General features: G+C 62.6%; 13 protein-coding genes. 4 read left to right on the top strand and 9 right to left on the bottom strand.

The genetic code is table 11. The annotated features are described in order from the left end of the window. Positions 1-102 precede the first annotated feature (102 nt). On the top strand, positions 103-432 hold the full coding sequence (locus GYM54_RS19330) for a DHCW motif cupin fold protein (RefSeq protein ID WP_181101837.1): 330 nt from the start codon (positions 103-105) through the stop codon (positions 430-432). An 81-nt stretch (positions 433-513) separates the two neighbouring features. On the opposite strand, the gene rarD is transcribed toward GYM54_RS19330, so the two are convergent. The 5 genes from rarD to fadD2 form a co-directional block, all read right to left on the bottom strand. Next, on the bottom strand, positions 514-1,404 hold the full coding sequence (gene rarD / locus GYM54_RS19325; RefSeq protein WP_197445471.1) for an EamA family transporter RarD: 891 nt from the start codon (positions 1,402-1,404) through the stop codon (positions 514-516). A gap of 226 nt (positions 1,405-1,630) precedes the next feature. Continuing rightward, on the bottom strand, positions 1,631-5,668 hold the full coding sequence (hrpA, locus tag GYM54_RS19320; protein ID WP_197445472.1) for an ATP-dependent RNA helicase HrpA: 4,038 nt from the start codon (positions 5,666-5,668) through the stop codon (positions 1,631-1,633). A 129-nt stretch (positions 5,669-5,797) separates the two neighbouring features. Continuing rightward, positions 5,798-7,402, bottom strand: a complete 1,605-nt coding sequence (locus tag GYM54_RS19315) for a M28 family metallopeptidase (RefSeq protein ID WP_197445473.1) — start codon at positions 7,400-7,402, stop codon at positions 5,798-5,800. Between the two features lie 389 nt (positions 7,403-7,791). Further along, positions 7,792-9,480: a long-chain-fatty-acid--CoA ligase FadD1 gene (gene fadD1, locus GYM54_RS19310; protein ID WP_197445474.1), complete on the bottom strand. Its 1,689-nt coding sequence runs from the start codon at positions 9,478-9,480 to the stop codon at positions 7,792-7,794. 207 nt (positions 9,481-9,687) lie between these two features. After that, positions 9,688-11,376 carry a long-chain-fatty-acid--CoA ligase FadD2 gene (gene fadD2 / locus GYM54_RS19305; RefSeq protein ID WP_181101847.1) on the bottom strand — a complete coding sequence of 563 codons (1,689 nt, stop codon included), beginning with the start codon at positions 11,374-11,376 and terminating at the stop codon, positions 9,688-9,690. A 331-nt stretch (positions 11,377-11,707) separates the two neighbouring features. Here fadD2 and GYM54_RS19300 point away from each other — a divergent pair, with 331 nt between their 5' ends. Together GYM54_RS19300 and pulA are read left to right on the top strand one after the other, a co-directional pair. Then, positions 11,708-12,178: a MaoC family dehydratase gene (locus GYM54_RS19300; RefSeq protein WP_197445475.1), complete on the top strand. Its 471-nt coding sequence runs from the start codon at positions 11,708-11,710 to the stop codon at positions 12,176-12,178. A 476-nt stretch (positions 12,179-12,654) separates the two neighbouring features. Further along, positions 12,655-15,774: a pullulanase-type alpha-1,6-glucosidase gene (gene pulA, locus GYM54_RS19295; protein WP_197445476.1), complete on the top strand. Its 3,120-nt coding sequence runs from the start codon at positions 12,655-12,657 to the stop codon at positions 15,772-15,774. A gap of 69 nt (positions 15,775-15,843) precedes the next feature. On the opposite strand, the gene ccoM is transcribed toward pulA, so the two are convergent. From ccoM to GYM54_RS19280, 4 genes are all read right to left on the bottom strand, one after another. Beyond that, entirely contained in the window at positions 15,844-15,954 is a 111-nt protein-coding gene (gene ccoM / locus GYM54_RS21895) for a cytochrome c oxidase subunit CcoM (RefSeq protein WP_305955872.1), read from the bottom strand. 224 nt (positions 15,955-16,178) lie between these two features. After that, positions 16,179-16,340, bottom strand: coding sequence for a hypothetical protein (locus tag GYM54_RS19290; protein WP_197445477.1), 162 nt, complete (start codon positions 16,338-16,340; stop codon positions 16,179-16,181). Next, complete coding sequence (locus tag GYM54_RS19285) at positions 16,337-16,924, bottom strand: alpha-ketoglutarate-dependent dioxygenase AlkB (RefSeq protein ID WP_197445533.1); 588 nt, start codon at positions 16,922-16,924, stop codon at positions 16,337-16,339. Before GYM54_RS19285 ends, GYM54_RS19290 begins: the two co-directional genes overlap by 4 nt. Before the next feature lie 23 nt (positions 16,925-16,947). After that, positions 16,948-17,244, bottom strand: a complete 297-nt coding sequence (locus GYM54_RS19280; protein WP_131651112.1) for an aspartate-semialdehyde dehydrogenase — start codon at positions 17,242-17,244, stop codon at positions 16,948-16,950. A gap of 182 nt (positions 17,245-17,426) precedes the next feature. Here GYM54_RS19280 and rapA point away from each other — a divergent pair, with 182 nt between their 5' ends. Further along, the gene (gene rapA, locus GYM54_RS19275; RefSeq protein WP_197445478.1) at positions 17,427-20,276 is read left to right on the top strand and encodes an RNA polymerase-associated protein RapA; all 2,850 of its coding nucleotides are present in this window, start codon (positions 17,427-17,429) and stop codon (positions 20,274-20,276) included. Positions 20,277-20,535 lie beyond the last annotated feature (259 nt).

The raw sequence follows: 20,535 nt of genomic DNA, 5'->3' as shown, positions 1-20,535 counted from the left end.
GGGTTGCACGTGGGTGTATTGGAGAAACAAGGCCGATCTGTATCTATTTGGCTTGGTGGCGTATCGGTAGGATTCGAACCTTACCCTTTTGGCAAGGCAACCATGGAACTCACTGACATCCCATTTGGCACTACCGACTGGTCGAAAATAGAACCCATTGCGCATCCGGGTGAGACCGGCACGGCGCTCTGGCGTACCTGCCAATTCGGTAATACGAGAGTTCGAATGGTTCACTACTCCCCTGGATACGTTGCCGATCATTGGTGCCGGAAGGGACACATTCTGCTATGTCTGGAAGGTCAACTGGAGACCGAACTCGATGATGGCCGTACATTCACTTTGAGCGCCGGCATGAGCTACCAAGTGGCCGACAACGCGGAGGCTCACCGGTCTTCAACCGCTACCGGCGCCAAGTTGTTCGTCGTGGATTGATACCTGAGAGCGAGTAGCAGCGTTTGGCCGATTTTGCCTATCGCGACCGGCCGCCCGGTCGAATCTGCCCCACCTAAACAGCTAACCCCTCCCCCTCCTCAACGCCCTCACTCCCTCCACCACCAGCACCGCAATTGCCATCCAGATCGCGCCATAAGTCAGCCATTGGTCCGGCGCGATGCTTTCGCCGAGCAGTAACGCGACCACGACCAGTAACACCGGCTCAACGTAGCTGAGCAGGCCGAACAGGGCGAGGTTGAGGCGGGTGGCGATGATCATCAGGGCCAGTGCCAGGGCGCTGAGCGCGCCCAATCCGAAGATCAGCAGTTGCAGCCGTGAACTTGCGATGACCTGTTGCAGGGTGGCGCTATCGCCCAAGGCGAAGGTAGCGGCGACTGGCAGGCTGATGACGAGGTCAAGCCACAGACCGCCAAGGTTAGCGGTGCCGATCCGGCGGCGCAGGATGAAGTAGCAGGGATAGCCGAGCGCGACCGCCAGCACTGGCCAGGAAAGGGACGAGGCAAGCAGCAGTTCGTTACCAACGCCAACGGCCGCCAGTATGCAGGCCAGGCGCTGCAGGCGGCTGATCGCCTCGCCGAACACCAGCCGGCCGGTCAGCACGAGGGTCAGCGGCAGCAGGAAGTAGCCGAGGGAGACGTCCAGCCCGTGGCCGTTGATTGGCGCCCACATGAACAGCCAGAGCTGTAACCCGACCAGCGCCGAAGACAGCGGCAGCGCGAGCCACAACCGCGGTTCTGCCGACAGGCGCGCAAGGATCTGGCGAACCTCGCCCCAGCGCCCGAAGCCGATCAGCAGCACCGCCAGGCAGGGCGCGGTAAGCAGGATGCGCCAGCCGTATATCTGCTGGCCGTCCAGCGGTTCGAGCAGCGAGGTGTAGTAGTACAGCGTGGCGAAAAGTATCGACGCCCCGACCGAGCTGGCCACGCCCGGCAGACTGTTCCGGTTTTGCATAAACGTCTCAAATCTCGAAGTATCGGCGCCGCAGCCATAGGTTTATTGAGCTCCGCCACAAGCCGAAACTACGCGGGTCACGACGAAACGGGAAACAGCCAGGGAGGAGCCGCTCCACCAAGGCCGGCTGGCTTCGTGTAGGGTGCGCTCCGCGCACCGCCGGGCCTCTTGCATGCGGTGCGCTGAGCGCACCCTACGTTGGGACCACGCCGGAAGCGGCGTTGGCTTACGGCTCGACCTGGCTCCACTGTTTGCTCAGCCGCTTGTCCGAAGCCGGCATCTTCGTCCCGAGCTGCTGCGCCCAGAGCGAAACGCGGTATTCCTCCAGCATCCAACGGTACTGGCTCAGCTCCGGGTCGCGCTTGCCTTCCTGCTGGTGCTTCTTCAGCCGCGCCTGGTACTGCTCCCAGTAGCCTGCAAGTTCGCCAGACCAGACGCGATCACGCTGCAGCTGCGCGCCGATCTTCTCGAAACGCTGCTCGATGGCCTTCAGATATCTCGGGTATTCCTTCAGCCATTCGACGGGCGTTTCGCGGACGAAGCCTGCATAAACGAGGTTAGTGAGTTGCGCCTTGATATCGTTGAGCGCCACGGCCTGGGCCAGGTCGATCTTGCCCTTGAAGCGCTTCTGCAGGCCGTGCCAGAGCTTGAGGATATCCAGCACCAAGCGCGCCAGGCGCTCGGCGTGGCCGGTCCATTCACCACGTTTTTTCTCGGCCAGCGTGGCCAGGGTGGCGCCTTCGCGCGGTAGCTGGGTTTCGCCGTCGAGGACGCAGCTGTCCAGACTCGCCAGCAGGATGTCCTCGACCAGCGCATCGACCTTGCCCATGTCGCGATAGAGCAGGCCCAGCTCGGTAAGTCCTGGCAGCTTGTTACGTAGGTATTTGGCCGGCTCGGACAGTTGCTGCAGCAGCAGGCGTTGCAGGGCGCGGCGGTGCTGATAGTCGGCCTCGGCCTGGGTCGGGAAGCGCCCCTCTTTGACCACGCCACGCTCTTCCACTAGCGCCGGGTAGACGGTCATGGACAACCCGGCCATCTTCGCCTGGGTCTTCTCCGCCACCTGAGCAAAGCCCTTGGCCTCGACCGGCTTCTGCTCGGCCTTCTGCTGGGGCGGCGCCAGCGCGGCCTGGCTGGCCTCACTGAATCGCGCGGTAAGCTCGGCCAAGTCGCGGCCTTCACCGAGGAATTTGCCACGGGCGTCGACCACTTCGATGTTCATCTTCAAATGGCTGTCGAGCCCGGTAGCCGCGTCGTGCCAGGCTTCTTCCGGCACGCGGGCACCGGTCATGCGCAGCAGTTCACGGCCCAGCGCCTCGGGTAGCGAACCCTCGCCGAAGGTGATCTTCGCCAGCGCCGCGCCGACGAAATCCGGCACCGGCACGAAGTTCTTGCGTATCGCCTTGGGCAGGTTGCGCACCAGCGCCACGGCCTTGGCCTCGATCAGCCCCGGCACCAGCCAGTCCAGCCGCTCACGGCGCAGTTGCGGTAGCAGCGGCGCCGGCACGCGCAGGGTCACGCCGTCGCGCGGGTGGTTGGGCTCGAAGTGGTACTCCAACGGCAATTGCAGCTCGCCGATGCGTAGGGTATCGGGATACTGCGCAGCGGTGACTTCGCGGGCCTCGCGGGCCAACACGTCTTCCTCGCGCATGACCAGCAATTGCAGGTTCTTCTGGCTCTCGCGCTTGTACCAGTTCTCGAAGCTGGCGGTCTGGTAGATGTCGACGGGCAGCCGCGCATCGTAGTAGCCGAACAGGGTTTCCTCGTCCGCAAGAATGTCGCGCCGGCGGGCCTTGGCTTCCAGCTCGTCCATGCGCTCCAGCAGTTCGCGGTTGGCAGAAAGCGCACGGGATCGGCTGTTGATCTCGCCGCGCACCAGCGCCTCGCGGATGAAGAGTTCGCGCGCCGTGGGCGGATCGACCGGGCCGTAATGCACCGGGCGCTTGCCCACCACGATCAGACCGTAGAGCGTGATCTGCTCGTAGGCCACCACCTGGCCACGCTTCTTTTCCCAGTGCGGCTCGAAGTGGTTCTTCTTGATCAGGTGGCCGGCCAGCGGCTCGATCCACTCGGGCTCGATCTTCGCCACCATCCGGGCGAACAGCTTGGTGGTTTCCACCAGCTCGGCGGCCATGATCCAGTTGGGCTTCTTGCGACCAATCACGCTGGATGGATGCACCCAGAAGCGCCGCTGGCGTGCGCCAAGGAAATCGCCGTCCTCGGTCTTGTGGCCGATCTGGCTGAGCAGGCCGGATAGGATCGCCTTGTGCACCGCGGCGTAGCCCTTAGCCTTCTGTGCGGCTTCGCTAGCCTCGGCCTGCTGGCGGAGGACCACGTTGACCTTGGTATCGGTGGTCGGCGTGATCTGCTCGGCTGCTTTTCGGCCCTTGGCGAGTGAAGGCACAACAGCTTCCGGGGCTTTGCTCGCGCCCAGCTTGAGCTCACGGGCGATCAGGGTGAGCTGGCGGTGAGCATCACGCCACTCGCGCAGCCGCAGGTAGTTGAGGAAGTTCTTCCGGCACCAGGTACGCAGCGGGTTGGAGCCCAGTTCCTGACGCTTCTCTTCGAAACCGCGCCAGAGGTTGATCAGCGCGGCGAAATCCGAATCGGGGTCCTTCCACTGCGCGTGCGCCTGATCGGCCTGCTGCTGGCGATCAGCCGGGCGCTCGCGCACGTCCTGTACGGAAAGCGCACTGGCGACGATCAGCACTTCGGCCAAGCTGCCCTGCTGCGCGGCTTCCAGCAGCATGCGGCCCAGCCGCGGGTCGATGGGCAGGCGCGCCAGCTGGCGACCGAGCGGCGTCAGCTGGTTCTCACGGTTGACCGCGGAGAGTTCCTGCAACAGGTTGAAGCCGTCGCTGATGGCCTTGCCGTCCGGCGGCTCGATGAAGGGGAAGTCCTGAATGTCGCCCAGGCGCAGGTGCAGCATCTGCAGAATGACCGCGGCGAGGTTGGTACGCAGGATTTCCGGATCGGTGAATTCGGGGCGGGAAAGAAAATCTTCCTCGCTGTACAGGCGGATGCAGATGCCTGGTTCGACGCGTCCGCACCTGCCCTTGCGCTGGTTGGCGCTGGCTTGGGACACCGCCTCGATGGGCAGGCGCTGGACCTTGGCGCGGTAACTGTAGCGGCTGATACGCGCGGTGCCGGAGTCGATCACGTAGCGGATGCCCGGTACGGTGAGCGAGGTTTCCGCCACGTTGGTGGACAGCACGATCTTGCGCCCCGCTGCCGGGCGGAAAATCTTCTGCTGCTCGGCAGGCGTCAGCCGCGCATACAGCGGCAGTACTTCGGTCAGGCGCAGGTTGGCCTTGCGCAGCATCTCAGCGGCATCGCGAATCTCGCGCTCGCCGGGGAGGAACACCAGCACGTCGCCGGGGCGCTTGCCGATGCTCTTCTCATGGGCTTCGATCTCGTCCAGCGCGGCGAGGATGCCCTGGTCGACGGTCAGATCGTCCTCGACGCGGTTGCCGTCTTCGTCGGTCTCCGCTGCCAATGGGTGATACCAGGTCTCTACCGGATAGGTACGCCCTGAAACCTCGATGATCGGCGCGTCATTGAAGTGCTTGCTGAAGCGCTCCAGGTCGATAGTCGCCGAGGTGATGATGACCTTCAGATCCGGCCGGCGCGGCAGCAGCGTCTTGAGGAAGCCCAGCAGGAAGTCGATGTTCAGCGAGCGCTCGTGGGCCTCGTCGACGATGATGGTGTCGTACTTTTCCAGAAAGCGGTCGTGCTGGGTTTCAGCCAGCAGGATGCCGTCGGTCATCAGCTTGATCAGCGTGCTGTCGGTACTCTGGTCCTCGAAGCGCACCTGATAGCCCACCAGCTCGCCCAGCGGCGTACCGATTTCCTCCGCCACGCGCGTGGCAACGCTGCGCGCGGCCAGACGCCGCGGCTGGGTATGGCCGATCAGCCCGTGCACGCCACGGCCGATTTCCAGGCAGATCTTCGGCAGCTGAGTGGTCTTGCCCGAACCGGTTTCGCCGGCGATCACCAGCACCTGATGCTTTTCCAGCGCGGCCTTGATCTCGTCGCGCTTGGCGGCGATAGGCAGGGCATCGTCGTAACGGATGGCCGGCACGCTCTGCCGCCGCGCCTCGACCTTGGCAGCCGAGGCCTGGAAGCGTTCGAGCCACTGCGCGAGCTTGCTCTCGTCTGGCTTTTTTCTCAGCTCATGCAACTGGCGGCGCAGGCGATGGCGGTCGGCGCTGAAGGCCTGGTCGAGATTTTTGTGCAGGGTGTCGAAAGCGGGCGTTGCGTCGGTCATGGACAGCCGTAAGCGATTTCGGGAGGACGGCGATTGTCGCAGATTTGGCCGGCTGGCCGTAGGCGGATCGGGAGCCGGATGACCGAACGGGTGGAACCGCGCCGACGAATCGGCGCGGTGGTTACGCGCTTACCTGATCCAGAGGCCCCAGCGAGACCTTTCCTGAACCTGCTGAATGCGCATTGTGCCTATGCTCTGCTCGGCCGCCGCAGCAATCTCGTCATCGACCATCTTAGTCGACAGCGACAGCCAGCTGGTGGCGAAGGCCAGCGCATCGCCGTGCAGCTCCAGCGCCTCGGTGGAGATATTGCCGAGGTTGTCGCACTCGCTGTGGTAGCACGGATCGAACGACTGCCCCGCTGTGCCACCGTAACGCTGCGCCTGCTCCTGGCTCTTGATGTCTTCGGCGCCGGTGAACAGGCCACCAAAGGCGATGCCGTCGTCGAAGAACTGCGCATAGTCGGAACGGAAGTCGATTTCGGTGCCTTCGGACGGCTCGTTGCGCAGCTGGAAGTAGGAGCGGAACAGACGCTCGATCGCCGCCGAGCCGGGCGGACCCTGCAGGCCGAAGTCCGAGCCGTCACCGTCGTAGATGAAGTTGGCGTAGTTCGGCGAGCCGATCATGTCCACGTTCAGGTACGCCTTGATCCGCTGTTTCTCCTCGTCTGGCAGCTGATTAACGTAATAGGTCGAACCGACCAGACCCGACTCTTCCGCGCCCCACCAGGCGAAGCGCACCTTGTTCAACGGATGCGCCTTGCCCATCAATACCGCCATTTCCAGCAAGGCGGCACTGCCCGAACCGTTATCGTTGACGCCAGCCCCTTCGAACACGGAGTCCAGATGCGCGCCGACCACGATGACATTGTTACGGTTGCCCCGGCGGGTTTCGGCCAGCACGTTGTAGGTCTCGGTCTGCTCACGCACCACGTCGACGTTCATGCTCATCTGCAGGCCTTCGGTACCCGCCCAGGCGACACCGAGGTCGTAGGTCGAAAACAGGACCGGGATACCGCCTTGATAGTCCTCACCGAGCGTGGCAGCCATCAGCCCCTTGCGATCCTCGGTATCGCCCTGGTTGAAGATGATCGCGCCGGACGCGCCCGCAGCCGCAGCGTTGGTCGCCTTGTCGCCGAACGGGCACGTGCCACGCTGCATCAGTGCGATGGCGCCAGCCGGGAAGCCAGCGAAATCCGCCGCCTCGCAGCCGCTGGTCGAAGTGTTGCCGGCGCCGAGCGACAGGTCCACCGCAACCACTGGCGCGGTGACGTTGCCCGGGTCGGTCTGGTCGGCGTAGGTAAAGTCTTCTTCCCAGGTGTATTGCACCGGTTGCGGCGTGACGGCATTCAGCGAGCCGGGGCCTGCCGGGTAGAAGGCGAGGAACGGAAAGCTCTGCACCCTGACCTCATAACCAGCGCGCTCGAGGTGCGTGCGCACGTAATCCACCGAGGCCTGGTAACCGGGCTGACCGGAGGCCCGGTTGCCCTGATTCAGCGCGGCGATGTCCTGCAGGTTCTCCAGGTGCTTCATGATGTTGCTGGCCTGCATGCAGCGCGGCAGACCCAGCGGCGTGCCAACCAGCAGAGGGGACCGACACGCCCTGGAGTCGGGCTTGCCGGGTGACCATAACTCATCGAAATGTGCCGTTTCCGCGGAAGGCGCAGCCAGGGCTGAAGCGGAAGCGATTAGCGCGAGAGAAGCAACTACCCGACGTGCATTGTTTTTTTTCTGCATGGGTAACTCATCCTTGCAACGAGATTGATGGGCAGGCCGCGAAATGGCATGCGCCATCGTCCCCTTACGGCACGACCGACGTTGAAACCCGGCGTACAGCGAATAGCAAGGCGAAGCCGCCCGCACGATCGCATCTACAGAAAACGATCTTGCAGCTTCAGCGTTACATAGCGAGGCAGGTTGGGGTTCAACGACCGGAAAGCGGGACGCGGCCATAGCGTCCTAGACCGGGGCAACCTCGTCTCGGTTCGAACTTTGCGCCAGACGGCAGCACCGTTTGTCGGGTTGATTGAACTCGAACCTGGGCGGCTCGGAACGGATGAGTTCGATGAGCGTTGCGGATAAAGAAAAGCCCCGCCAAAGCGGGGCTTGATGTCCGGCGGAATGCGTTACTTTTTGCCGAGCTTGCGCAACTCCTCGTCACGCAATTCACGACGCAGAATCTTGCCGACGTTGGTGGTTGGCAGGCTGTCGCGGAACTCGACGGCCTTGGGCCGCTTGTAGCCCGTGACGTTGTCATGCATGTGCTGCATGACCTGCTCCTTGGTCAGGCTCTCGCCTGGCTTGACCACCACGAATAGCTTGATCGCCTCACCGGACTTGTCGTCTGGAACCCCGATCGCAGCGCACTGCATCACGCCCGGCAGCGTCGCGAGCACGTCTTCGAGTTCGTTGGGGTAGACGTTGAAACCGGACACTAGAATCATGTCCTTCTTGCGATCGACGATCCGCAGATAGCCGTCTTCCTGAATGATGCCGATGTCGCCAGTCTTCAGCCAACCATCGGCGCTGAGAACTTCGTCGGTGGCTTCCTGGCGCTGCCAGTAGCCCTTCATCACCTGCGGCCCTTTCACGCACAGCTCGCCCGTCGCGCCAATCGGCAGTTCATTGCCTTCGTCGTCGATGACCTTGCACTGGGTGGAAGGCATCGGGATACCGATGGTGCCAATCTGGATACCGCCGAACGGGTTGACCGAGACCACTGGGCTGGTTTCGGTCATGCCGAAGCCTTCACAGATGGAGCAGCCAGTTACCTGTTGCCAGCGCTCGGCGGCTGCCTGTTGCAGCGCCATACCGCCGGAGAAGGTTGCCTTCAGCGAAGAGAAGTCCAGCTTGCGGAAGTCGTCGTTGTTGCACAGCGCGACGAACAGGGTGTTGAGCCCGACGAAGCCGCTGAAACGATACTTGCCCAGATCCTTGACGAAAGCCGGCAGGTCACGCGGGTTGGTGATCAGCACGTTATGGGCGCCGATCAGCATCATCGTCATGCAGTGAAAGGTGAACGCGTAGATGTGATACAGCGGCAGAGGCGCAACCATGGTTTCACAGCCGACCCCCAGCTCCGTGCCCATCAAGCCGCGGCACTGCAGCATGTTGGCGACAATGTTGCGATGGGTCAGCATCGCACCCTTGGCAACGCCGGTGGTACCGCCGGTGTACTGCAGCACGGCAATGTCGTCACCGGCAGGATTGAACTCTCGAACCGCCTTGGCACGGCCGAGGGCCATGGCGTCGTTGAATTTGACTGCCTTCGGCAGGTTGTAGGAGGGCACCATCTTTTTCACGTGCTTGATCACGGCATTGACCAGCAGGCGCTTGACCGCCGGCAGCATGTCACCGACTTCGGTGACGACGACGTGTCTGATGCCGGTCTTAGGCAGCACTTCTTCGGCCAGATGAGCCATGTTGGCCAGGCAGACCAATGCTTTGGCGCCGGAGTCATTGAACTGATGTTCCATTTCCCGCGCGGTATACAGCGGGTTGGTATTGACCACGATCAGCCCGGCGCGCATGGCGCCGAATACCACGACGGGATATTGCAGCAGGTTGGGCAGCTGGACCGCGATCCGGTCGCCCGGCTGCAGATCGGTGTTGTGCTGAAGGTAGGCGGCAAATTCGCCGGACAGGGCGTACAGCTCACCGTAGGTCAGGGTCTTGCCGAGATTGCTGAAGGCCGGTTTGTCAGCGAAACGCTCACAGGACTGTTTCAGCACTGCCTGGATGTTCTGGAACTCATCGGGATTGATTTCGCTCTCGACCCCGACAGGATATTTATCCTTCCAGAAGTTATCGGTCATGACCCCACTCCTCAGCGACAGCTTCACTGCATATAGCAGCTGTTTTGTTGTGTTTTGTTAATTTTTGTACCCGGTTTTCCGGTCAAAAAGCGGGCCGAGGTTAGCAGCTTTGGCACAGGCCGAACAGTGGCCACGACTGGTTAAAACGACACAAAGTGACTGATCACGAACGATCAGTCACTCACTATGTAGCACCAAGTCGTTACCTCAGGCTTGCTCGCGCAGCTCCCGGCGCAGGATCTTGCCAACCGGCGTCATCGGCAGCGCGTCGCGGAAGACCAGATGCCGGGGCACCTTGTAACCGGTGAAGTTTTCCCGGCAGTAGGCTTGCAGCTCTTCGACCGTCAGGCTGGTATCGCTGCGCACTACGAACAGCTTCACCGCCTCCCCTGACTTCTCGTCGGCGACGCCGATCGCGGCGCAGGCGGCCACCTTCGGATGCGCCATGACCACGTCTTCGATCTCGTTCGGATAGACGTTGAAACCGGAAACGATGATCAGATCTTTCTTGCGATCGACGATACGCACGAAACCATCAGGGTCGATCACAGCGATGTCGCCAGTCTTCAGCCAGCCCTGGTCGTCGAGCACTTCGGCGGTAGCTTCCGGTCGTTGCCAATAGCCTTTCATCACCTGCGGACCCTTAACGCAAAGCTCACCACGCTCACCTAGCGCAAGCTCGATGCCCTCGTCGTCGATCACCTTCAACGCCGTGCCCGGTACTGGCAGGCCGACAGTGCCCAGACGCGATTTGTCTCCGTGGGGGTTGGCGCAAACCACCGGCGACGTTTCGGTCAGGCCGTAGCCCTCGGTCACGGTGACGCCGGTCAGGCTCTTCCAGCGCTCGGCCACGGACGATACCAGTGCGGTACCGCCGGAGTTGGTGCCTTTGAGCGAGGAAAAGTCGATCTTCTTGAATTCCGGATGCGACATGAGCGCGACGAACAAGGTGTTCAATCCGAGGAAGGCAGTGAACTGCCACTTCTGCAGCTCCTTGACGAAGCCGTCGATGTCGCGCGGATTGGTGATCAGCACGTTGTGGTTGCCCGTCACCATCATGCACATGCAATTCACCGTGAATGCATAGATGTGGTACAGCGGCAGCGGCGCGATCATCACTTCCTGCCCTTCCTTGATGATCGGGTGGCCGTCGGCGCCGAGCTGCTGCATGTTGGCATGTGCCTGACGCATGTTGGCGACCAGATTGCCGTGGGTGAGCATCGCGCCCTTGGCGACGCCAGTGGTACCGCCGGTGTATTGCAGCACCGCGACGTCATCGAGCGTCAGCGGAACCGGCTTCAGGCTGTGGCGGGCACCGTCGCGCAGCACATGCTTGAACGACACAGCCTGAGGCAGGCTGTAGACCGGCACCATCTTCTTCACATGCTTGACCGCGGCATTGACCAGCAGGCCTTTGAAGGAGGGCAGCATGTCGCCGATCCGCGCCTCGATAAGCACCTCGATGCTGGTATCAGGCAGCACCTCCTGCACCAGCTTGCCGAAGGTATTGAGATACACCAGCGCCCGTGCGCCGGAATCCTGGAACTGGTGGCGCATTTCCCGCGCGGTGTACAGCGGGTTGGTGTTGACCACAATCAGTCCGGCACGCAGGGCACCGAAAACGGCGATCGGATACTGCAGGAGGTTGGGCATCTGCACTGCGATGCGATCCCCCGGTTGCAGATCCGTATGATTCTGCAACCAGCCCGCAAAGGCCGCCGAGTAACGATCGAGGTCAGCGAAGGTGAGCGTGACGCCCATATTGCTGAATGCGGGGCGGTTCGCATGGGTCTTGCAGGAGCGCTCGAACACTTCCACCACCGAGCGGAACCCACCCATATCCATGTCATTGGGCACACCGGCGGGTCGTTTGTCGTTCCAGAAATCAGGTTGCATTGTTATTGGCCTCGTTACCTGAGAGTGGGCTGCGGCGAAGTTAGCAGTTCGACCGCACAGCGCAACAGCGTTGCGTCGCGCAAATCACTGTTGTGAATCTTTCGTCACGGCAAGCCACGATTTCGAGGCGCACACGTCAGCTATACGTAATAGTGAAAGAAGACGTACCGCGCCTCGCGGGAACCCATGAGTCATGCCGTGACTCTCGCTGGGACAAGACCGCGACATCTCACTAGAATGCAGCCGCACCGCAGGCGCAGCGCTCATCGCGCAGCGCAATTCATATCGACCGTCGGACGGCCCCTGCCCCGACTGCGCCCGAGGAAACTTAATGACCACCATCAGCAACACGCCCTACTCCGCTCTGGAAGTCGGCCAGACCGCAAGCTTCGAGAAAGCCGTCGAGGAGCGCGACATCCAGCTCTTCGCCGCCATGTCGGGCGACCGCAACCCCGTCCACCTCGACGCGGAATTCGCCGCCGGCACGCCGTTCAAGGAGCGCATCGCCCACGGCATGTTCAGCGGTGCACTGATCAGCGCGGCCGTTGCCTGCACCCTGCCCGGCCCGGGCACCATCTATCTCGGCCAGACGATGAAATTCACCCGCCCGGTCAAGCTCGGCGACACCCTGACCGTGCGCCTGGAAATTCTCGAAAAACTGCCGAAGAACCGCGTACGCATCGCCACGCGCGTGTTCAACCAGAACGATGAACAGGTCGTGGATGGCGAAGCCGAAGTACTCGCGCCGCGCCGTGAAGAAACCGTGGAGTTGAAGGACCTGCCGCCGATCAACTTCGGTTGAGCCATTGGGCAAACTCGAAACAGGTGCGTTTGGACAGGCCTGCAGCCTGTATTCGCCGCGAGGGCGCGCCTCCTGAGGAACGGGTGTGTACCTGCCGCTTTCGTGAGAGGCCCGACCTCGGGCGAACGGCTAAGTGAACGACATTGTTTAAGCAGTCAGGCTTTCCATGCCCGATTGCGCCGTGCCCATCTTTTTCCGAAAGACGAGTCACCCGCCGGCCTCGATCAGCAACCCTACCCGGTTACCCCAAGCCCAACCAGTTGTAGGGTGGGCCGGGCGGCGTTCCGCTTCAGCCCACCGCAGCGAGGACCGGGCAACACCACCAACCAGACGTTCTCGGCATGGTGGGGCAAGCAGAAGGCTATTACGGCCCCAAGCTACGCCCCACGAGCAACCCCCACGGAGGATGCGCAGCGTCCACCGCGCGCCGACCATCGGGCGGGCGGTACAACAATAACAACACCGGGACCTCAACCATGCTCATACGCTCGATCGCTTATCGGCGCCTGGCGGCGCTCGTTCTCGGCGGCTTTTCGCTGGCCCTCCAGCCAGCATCGGCCGCACCGCTCGACCCTGGCCCCGATGAGGCCCTGCTGTATTACCAACGAGCCGACGGCGACTACGCCGGTTGGGGCCTGCATCTATGGAACACGGCCGCATGCAATGGCAGCCAGACGGAAACCGGCTGGGATCAACCTTTGCAAGCAGCCGGCACCGATCCGGAGCACGGCGCCTACTACCGTATCGCACTGACCGCCGACGCCAGCTGCCTGAACCTGATCATGCACAAAGGCGACGAAAAGGACCTGGGTGGCGGCGACCTGACCTGGCGCTTCGACGACTTGGGCCGTCGTGTCTTTACGCTCAGCGGCACCGCACAACTTTCCAGCACGCCCTTGAGCGGGCCCGAGGTCGCGATCAAGGGCGCGCGTGCGCACTGGCTCGATCCGTTCACGCTGGCGCTGGTCGACGGCGCGCCAGCGGCCAGCCGGCTCGAATTGCGTTATTCCACCGACGCCAGCATCCGCATCGACGGCGAGACACGCACGGTCAGCGGCGGCACCGCGCTCGCGCTGCGACCCGCAACCCTTCGCGAAGGGCTCAAACGTCAGCATCCGCATCTGGCCGAAGCGCAGGCCTTCCGCTTCGTGGCCGGCGCACAGGCGTTACGTCGCGCCGTCATGAGTCAGCTGGTGGTGGTCGCCTATGACGCGCAGCAACAGGTAATCGACGCCACGGAGGTACAGACGGCGGGCGTTCTCGATCAGCTATTCGCCTACAACGGCGACCTCGGCGCGCGAGTCGATGGGCGCGGCGTGTCGTTCAAACTCTGGGCACCGACGGCCCAGCGGGTCCGCCTGCATGCGTTCGACGCGTCCAAGCGCCTGCTGCCCGGCTACCCGAAGACCATGGATGAACGCCTCGGCGTGTGGAGCCTCGACGGCCCGCCGTCGCTGGATCGGCAGTATTACCAGTACGAAGTCACAGCCTATCGGCCAAGCACCGGCAAGATCGAGACGACACTGGTCAGCGATCCCTACGCCCTGAGCCTGTCGCTCAACAGCCAGTACGCCCAGGTCGTCGATCTGGACGCCAGCGACCTCAAGCCCGCCGGCTGGGACGCATTGCGCACACCGCATCCGGAACGCCCCGAAGCGAGCGTCATCTACGAAACGCATATCCGCGACTTCAGCGCCAGCGACACCAGTCTGCCGGCCGATCTGCGCGGCACCTACGGCGCCTTTACCCAGCCGGACAGCAACGGCATGCGCCACCTGCGCGATCTACGCAAGGCCGGGCTGACCCATGTGCAGCTGCTGCCAGCGTTCGACATCGCCACCGTTGACGAAGACCCCGCTCGCCGCGTCGACCTGGACGATCCATTCGCCAAGCTCTGCGAGCTGTCTTCCGGTGCCCGCCAGCGCTGGGCGCAATACTGCGGCGCGACGAGCATTCGCCAAGTGCTGCAAGGGTTCGATCCGGCCAGCGGACAGGCGCAATCGCTCTACAACGACCTGCGCGCGCTCGACAACTTCAATTGGGGCTACGACCCCTTCCACTTCACGGCGCCGGAAGGCAGCTACGCCAGCGACGCCGAAGGCGTGCAGCGCATCATCGAGTTCCGCCAGATGGTCCAGGCGCTAGCCGGTCAAGGCCTCGCCACCGTAATGGACGTGGTCTACAACCACACCAACGCCTCTGGGCTGGCCGAGAAATCGGTGCTCGACAAGATCGTGCCCGGTTATTACCACCGTCGCGATCCATCCACCGGCGCCGTGGAAACATCGACCTGCTGCGAAAACACCGCCAGCGAACACCGCATGATGGCCAAGCTGATGACCGATTCGCTGGAGGTCTGGGCTCGCGACTACAAGGTCGCCGGCTTTCGCTTCGATCTGATGGGCCATCACCTGCGCAAGAATGTAGTGGACGCCTATCGAGCCGTCCGCCGGATCGACCGGAACACCTACTTCTACGGCGAAGGCTGGGATTTCGGTGAAGTAGCGAGCAATGCCCGTGGCGTCAACGCCACGCAGCTGAACATGGCCGGCACCGGCATCGGCACTTTCAACGATCGGCAGCGCGATGCGGTGCGCGGCGGCAGCCCATTCGACGGCGGCGAGAGCATTCGTCGCAATCAGGGTTTCGCCAATGGCCTCTATGTCCGACCGAATGAGCTGTCCAGCGCTGGCGCGCAGGAAAAGGCGCAACTGCTGCACGCGGCGGACCTGATCCGCGTCGGCATCGCCGGCGGTCTGCGCGACTTCCAATTCATCAGCGCCGACGGCAGCCTGCGCAGCGGCGGAGAAATCGACTACAACGGACAACCCGCCGGCTACACACTCGACCCGCAGGAAACCATCAACTACGTCTCCAAGCACGACAACCAGACGCTATGGGACAACAACCAGTACAAGCTCCCGGCCAGCCTGCCGGTCGCCGACCGCGTCCGCCTGCAGCTGGTCGCCTTGTCCGTGCCGCTGTTCAGTCAGGGAGTGCCCTTCATCCACCTCGGCTCGGACATCCTGCGCTCCAAATCCATGCAGCGTGACAGTTACGACTCGGGTGACTGGTTCAACGCGGTGGATTTCAGCTACCAGGACAACAACTGGAACAAGGGCCTGCCGCGTGAAGACAAGGATGGCGACAACTGGCCGCTGATCCGCCAGGTCATCGCCGACCCTCATGCCAGGCCGAGCGCGGTGGACATCGTCGCCGCCAAGCGTCGCTTTCTCGAGTTGCTGACGATCCGCAGCGAAAGCCCGCTGTTCCAGCTCGACAGCGCCCGCGAGGTGCAACGCCGCTTGCAATTCCACAACACGGGTCCGGAGCAGCAACCGGGCGTGATCGCCTTCAGCCTGGCCGATGGCCCGCGCGACGGCCGCGATCTCGACCGGCGCTATCAGTCTTTGATGGTGGTGCTCAACGCTTCGCCCGAGCGTGTTCGCTTGCCGGGCGGTAGCGGTTACCAGCTGCATCCAGTGCTACAGGAATCGAGCGATCCGATTGCGCGTCAGGCCAAAGTGACTTCCGACGAGTTCGAGGTGCCGCCCTTCACCAGCACGGTGTTCGTGCAATCCCAGAGCCGTCGTTGAACCGCAGGCAATAAAAAAGGGCGACCTAAGTCGCCCAAATGCCTTGCGTGCTCTGTAATACCGGCCGGATCACCGCTTCTTTTGCGCGTCCCGCCAGATGAAAAATCCGAAACCGCCAAGGAAGGCGACCATCAGGCCGACCGTGACCACCCCTGCGAGCACCACATTATCGACGAACATGATTTCTTGCCTCCAAGGTGTTGCGCTGTCTGATGGCTGCATAGTCGCCTTCTCGCCCGAATAAAAAATTGACGGGAATCAATAGGCGCGAAGCCTGGCAAAACAGGCGCCGTAGGAGCTGATCTGGATCAAGAAAACGAGGGTATGCGGAAGGGAGCGACGGCGAAGCGGCGAATCGGAGAGCTGCAAAGGCGCTACTGGAAGCGTGGCGTAGACTGGCTTTCTCAGCGCTTCTTCGGTTTGCTTTTGGCTTTCTTTTTCGGCTTGGCCAAGGGCAGCGCCTGTTCGAATGCATCGCGCATTTCAGCCAGGCGCTTTTCCTTGATGTCATGAATGCGCTTTTCACGTTCGGCACTGAAGTCGATCAGCTTTACATCGTTGCTCATAAGACTGGCTCGCGGATGATCTGGCGGAATGTCAGGTTGAGGCGCGGTTCGGAAACCTTGCGCGTTCTGGCTATCTGGTGTTGCCAATAATGCTGCGTCGGACCGCTCATGACCAGCAGCGAACCATGTCCCAGATTGAGCGAATACTCGATGCGGCTGGTGCCTTTTCGACGAAAGTCGAAGCGCCGCGTCGCGCCCAGGTTGAGCGAAACCACCAACGGCTCCGGACCAAGCTCCGGTTCGTCATCGCTGTGCCAGCCCATGGCATCCTGCCCGTTGCGATATAGATTGAGCAGCACGCCGTCCAGCCGTTGGCCGACCTGCCGCTGCACCCGTTCGCGGATGTCGGCCAGCAGCGGCGTCCACAACAGCGGCTCATGAACCAGTCCCGAATAACGGTAGCCCACCCCGGCATCGCCATACCAGACGACCAATCGCGGCACGGCGAAACTGCGGCCGTAAAGCTTTATCCGGGGTTGCGACCAGGGCGTCTGCAGCATCAGCTCGTGCAGCCAGTAGTCGGCTATATCCACGCCGATCCATTGCGGCAGGTAGGCCAATTCAGCGTGCGGCAGGTCGATCATCGCGGCATCGGCTAAAGGATGTGTCAAACCTCGACATCCACCCAGAGCCCTTGGCGCGGCAACTCATCGAGGGCGTCCTGATCCTCTTCGGCGGTTTCGCCCTCGGCAAGCTCCTGAGCGGTATAGCCACGGCGCCGACGGCGGCGCTGTTCGTCGCGCAACATCTGCTCAGCTTCCTGCGGATGTCGGCGATCGAGCTCGACCGAGCTTTCATCGGCGCTCGGCTCTACCGGCGTAACCGGGGCGATGTCGGGGCGCGGCTTGACCACATCCTGTTGCGCGGTGACCTGAACGGTGCCTGGCGGAATGATTGGCAGCATTTTCGCTCTCTCCCTTAAGCAGCCCGAGATCAATCGGTTACCCGTGAGATGGGCCTGTACCAGTTGATCGGCTGAACCGCTGCCGACTTTAACAGCAGGACTACACTCCAGTGGGCATCTGTCGTCGCTCTCGCGACAGTGTTCCGTTACCATAGCGCGCTTTTTTCACAGCGGGAGGCAGCATGGCGCAGCAGTATCTACCGGGGCAACGCTGGATCAGCGACAGCGAAGCGGAACTCGGCCTTGGAACCATCCTAACGCAGGATGGGCGGATGCTCACCGTGCTCTACCCAGCGACCGGCGAAACCCGCCAGTACGCCGCGCGCAGTGCTCCGCTGACCCGCGTGCGCTTCGTCCCCGGCGATGAAGTTACGCACTTCGAAGGCTGGAAGATGACAGTGCGCGAAGTCGACGACGTCGACGGTCTGCTGGTCTACCACGGCCTGACCGCGCAGAACGAAGCCCGCACTCTGCCGGAAACCCAGCTGTCCAATTTCATCCAGTTCCGCCTCGCAAGTGATCGTCTGTTCGCCGGCCAGATCGACCCGCTGAACTGGTTCAAGCTGCGTTACCACACGCTGGAAAACCAGAGCAAACAGCTGACCTCCTCGCTGTGGGGCCTGGGTGGCGCGCGTGCACAACCCATCGCGCACCAGTTACACATCGCCCGCGAAGTCGCCGACCGCATCGCGCCGCGGGTACTTCTGGCCGATGAAGTGGGCCTGGGCAAAACCATCGAAGCCGGCTTGGTGATCCATCGCCAACTGCTCTCCGGCCGCGCCAACCGGGTACTCATCCTGGTGCCGGAAAACCTGCAGCATCAGTGGCTGGTGGAAATGCGCCGCCGCTTCAACCTGGAAGTCGCGCTGTTCGACGACGAGCGCTTCATCGAGAGCGATGCCAGCAACCCCTTCGAAGACACCCAGCTGGCATTGGTTTCGCTGGAATGGCTGAAGGACGACGAACGCGCCCAAGACGCGGCCTTCGCTGCCGGCTGGGACCTGCTGGTGGTGGACGAGGCGCATCACCTGGTCTGGCATCCGGAAAACGCCAGTGCCGAATACACGCTGGTCGAGCAATTGGCCGAGGTCATTCCCGGCGTGCTGCTGCTGACCGCCACGCCGGAACAGCTGGGCCAGGAAAGCCATTTCGCCCGCCTGCGCCTGCTCGACCCGAACCGCTTCCATGATCTCGAAGCATTCCGCGCCGAAAGCGCCAGCTACCAGCCGGTCGCCGAAGCGGTGCAGGAGCTGCTCGACGAAGGCCGCTTATCGCAAAAGGCGCACCAGACGATTCACGAGTTCCTCGGCGCCGAGGGCGAAGCGTTGCTCGCAGCGGCTACCGACGGCGACATCGAAGCCAGCAGCCGGCTGATCCGCGAACTGCTCGACCGCCACGGCACCGGGCGCCTGCTGTTCCGTAATACCCGCGCCGCCGTGCGTGGCTTCCCAGAGCGCCAGCTGCATCCTTATCCGCTGCCCTGCCCGGCCGAATATCTGGAGCTGCCACTGGGCGAGCACGCCGAGCTGTATCCGGAAGTCGCCTTCCAAAGCCAGCTGGACGAGCCCGAGGCGCAGAACCGCTGGTGGACCTTCGATCCGCGCGTCGAGTGGCTGATCGATACGCTGAAAATGCTGAAGAAATTCAAGGTGCTGGTCATCTGTGCCCACGCCGAGACCGCGCTGGATCTGGAAGACGCCCTGCGCGTGCGCTCCGGCATTCCGGCCACCGTGTTTCATGAAGGCATGAGCATCCTGGAGCGCGACCGTGCGGCCGCCTACTTCGCCGACGAAGAGTTCGGTGCGCAGGTGCTGATATGTTCCGAGATTGGTAGTGAGGGTCGCAACTTCCAGTTCGCTCATCATCTGGTGCTGTTCGACCTGCCGGCGCACCCTGACCTGCTCGAACAGCGCATCGGCCGTCTCGACCGGATCGGCCAGGCGCACGTCATTCAGCTGCACGTGCCCTATCTGGAAACCAGCCCGCAGGAACGTCTGTTCCAGTGGTATCACCAGGCGCTGAATGCCTTCCTCAATACCTGCCCTACCGGCAACGCCCTGCAGCACCAGTTCGGCCCGCGCCTGCTGAGCCAGCTGGAAGAAGGCGACGATGACGAGTTTCAAAAGCTTATCGACGAAGCGCGTGCCGAGCGCGAACGCCTGGAAGCCGAACTGCATGCCGGTCGCGACCGCTTGCTGGAACTCAATTCCGGCGGCGGCGAGCAAGGCGCCGCGCTGGTCGAAGCCATCGAGGAACAGGACGATCAATTCGCGTTGCCGATCTATATGGAAGAGCTGTTCGACGCCTTCGGCATCGACAGCGAAGATCATTCCGAGAACGCCCTGATCCTGCGCCCCAGCGAGAAGATGCTGGACGCCAGCTTCCCGCTCGGCGACGACGAAGCCGTGACCATCACCTACGACCGCGAGCAGGCTCTGGCCCGCGAGGATATGCAGTTCCTCACCTGGGAACACCCCATGGTGCAGGGCGGCATGGACCTGGTGCTGTCCGGCTCCATGGGCAACACCGCCGTGGCGCTGATCAAGAACAAGGCCCTCAAGCCCGGCACCGTGTTGCTGGAATTGCTGTTCGTCAGCGAAGTGGTGGCGCCGCGTGCGTTGCAGCTCAACCGCTTCCTGCCGCCGCTGGCACTGCGTTGTCTGCTCGATTCCAACGGCAACGATCTGGCACCGAAAGTAGCCTTCGAAACCCTCACCGATCAGCTGGAAAGCGTGCCTCGGGCCAGCGCCAACAAGTTCGTGCAGGCCCAACGCGACGTGCTGTCGGCGCAGATTTCCGGTGCTGAAGCCAAGATCGCCCCGCGTCACAGCGAGCGCGTAGCCGAAGCACAGCGCCGGTTGAAAGCCAACCTCGATGAAGAACTGGCGCGTCTGACCGCGCTGCAAGCGGTCAACCCCAGCGTGCGGGACAGCGAGATCGAAGCTCTGCGCAAACAGCGTGAAGAAGGTCTGGCCATGCTGGAGAAAGCAGCGCTGCGCCTGGAGGCGATACGCGTATTGGTTGCGGGGTGATTGGTTGACGGTCTTGGGACGCTCAGGTCGTTGGCGTTGAGCTGAAGGCCTGAGGCTGGAGGCTGGAGGCTGGAGGCTGGAGGCTGGAGGCTGAGAGGTTCAAGCCTCCAGCCTCCAGCTCACATCAGACCTTACCGCCTCACATTGTCTGCACCCCGCTTCGCCCCGAGGGCGGGCCTCCTACGAAAGCAGCCGGTGCACACCGTGCCAAGTGGGAGGCGCGACCCGCGGCGAATGCAGACCGCAGGGCTGCGCTTTT

This window comes from Pseudomonas sp. MTM4 (assembly GCF_019355055.1).
In the GTDB taxonomy this organism is placed as follows: Bacteria; Pseudomonadota; Gammaproteobacteria; order Pseudomonadales; family Pseudomonadaceae; genus Stutzerimonas.
Note: the sequence above shows the minus strand (reverse complement) of the source record. Positions and strands in the feature narration are given on the sequence as shown.

Bases quoted from the DNA above. Each gene is read 5' to 3' on its own strand.
- fadD2 (WP_181101847.1), bottom strand. From the start codon at position 11,376: ATGCAACCTGATTTCTGGAACGACAAACGACCCGCCGGTGTGCCCAAT.
- fadD1 (WP_197445474.1), bottom strand. From the start codon at position 9,480: ATGACCGATAACTTCTGGAAGGATAAATATCCTGTCGGGGTCGAGAGC.
- ccoM (WP_305955872.1), bottom strand. From the start codon at position 15,954: ATGTTCGTCGATAATGTGGTGCTCGCAGGGGTGGTCACGGTCGGCCTG.
- GYM54_RS19330 (WP_181101837.1), top strand. From the start codon at position 103: ATGGAACTCACTGACATCCCATTTGGCACTACCGACTGGTCGAAAATA.
- GYM54_RS19300 (WP_197445475.1), top strand. From the start codon at position 11,708: ATGACCACCATCAGCAACACGCCCTACTCCGCTCTGGAAGTCGGCCAG.
- pulA (WP_197445476.1), top strand. From the start codon at position 12,655: ATGCTCATACGCTCGATCGCTTATCGGCGCCTGGCGGCGCTCGTTCTC.
- GYM54_RS19290 (WP_197445477.1), bottom strand. From the start codon at position 16,340: ATGAGCAACGATGTAAAGCTGATCGACTTCAGTGCCGAACGTGAAAAG.
- rapA (WP_197445478.1), top strand. From the start codon at position 17,427: ATGGCGCAGCAGTATCTACCGGGGCAACGCTGGATCAGCGACAGCGAA.
- GYM54_RS19315 (WP_197445473.1), bottom strand. From the start codon at position 7,402: ATGCAGAAAAAAAACAATGCACGTCGGGTAGTTGCTTCTCTCGCGCTA.
- GYM54_RS19280 (WP_131651112.1), bottom strand. From the start codon at position 17,244: ATGCTGCCAATCATTCCGCCAGGCACCGTTCAGGTCACCGCGCAACAG.
- GYM54_RS19285 (WP_197445533.1), bottom strand. From the start codon at position 16,924: ATGATCGACCTGCCGCACGCTGAATTGGCCTACCTGCCGCAATGGATC.
- rarD (WP_197445471.1), bottom strand. From the start codon at position 1,404: ATGCAAAACCGGAACAGTCTGCCGGGCGTGGCCAGCTCGGTCGGGGCG.
- hrpA (WP_197445472.1), bottom strand. From the start codon at position 5,668: ATGACCGACGCAACGCCCGCTTTCGACACCCTGCACAAAAATCTCGAC.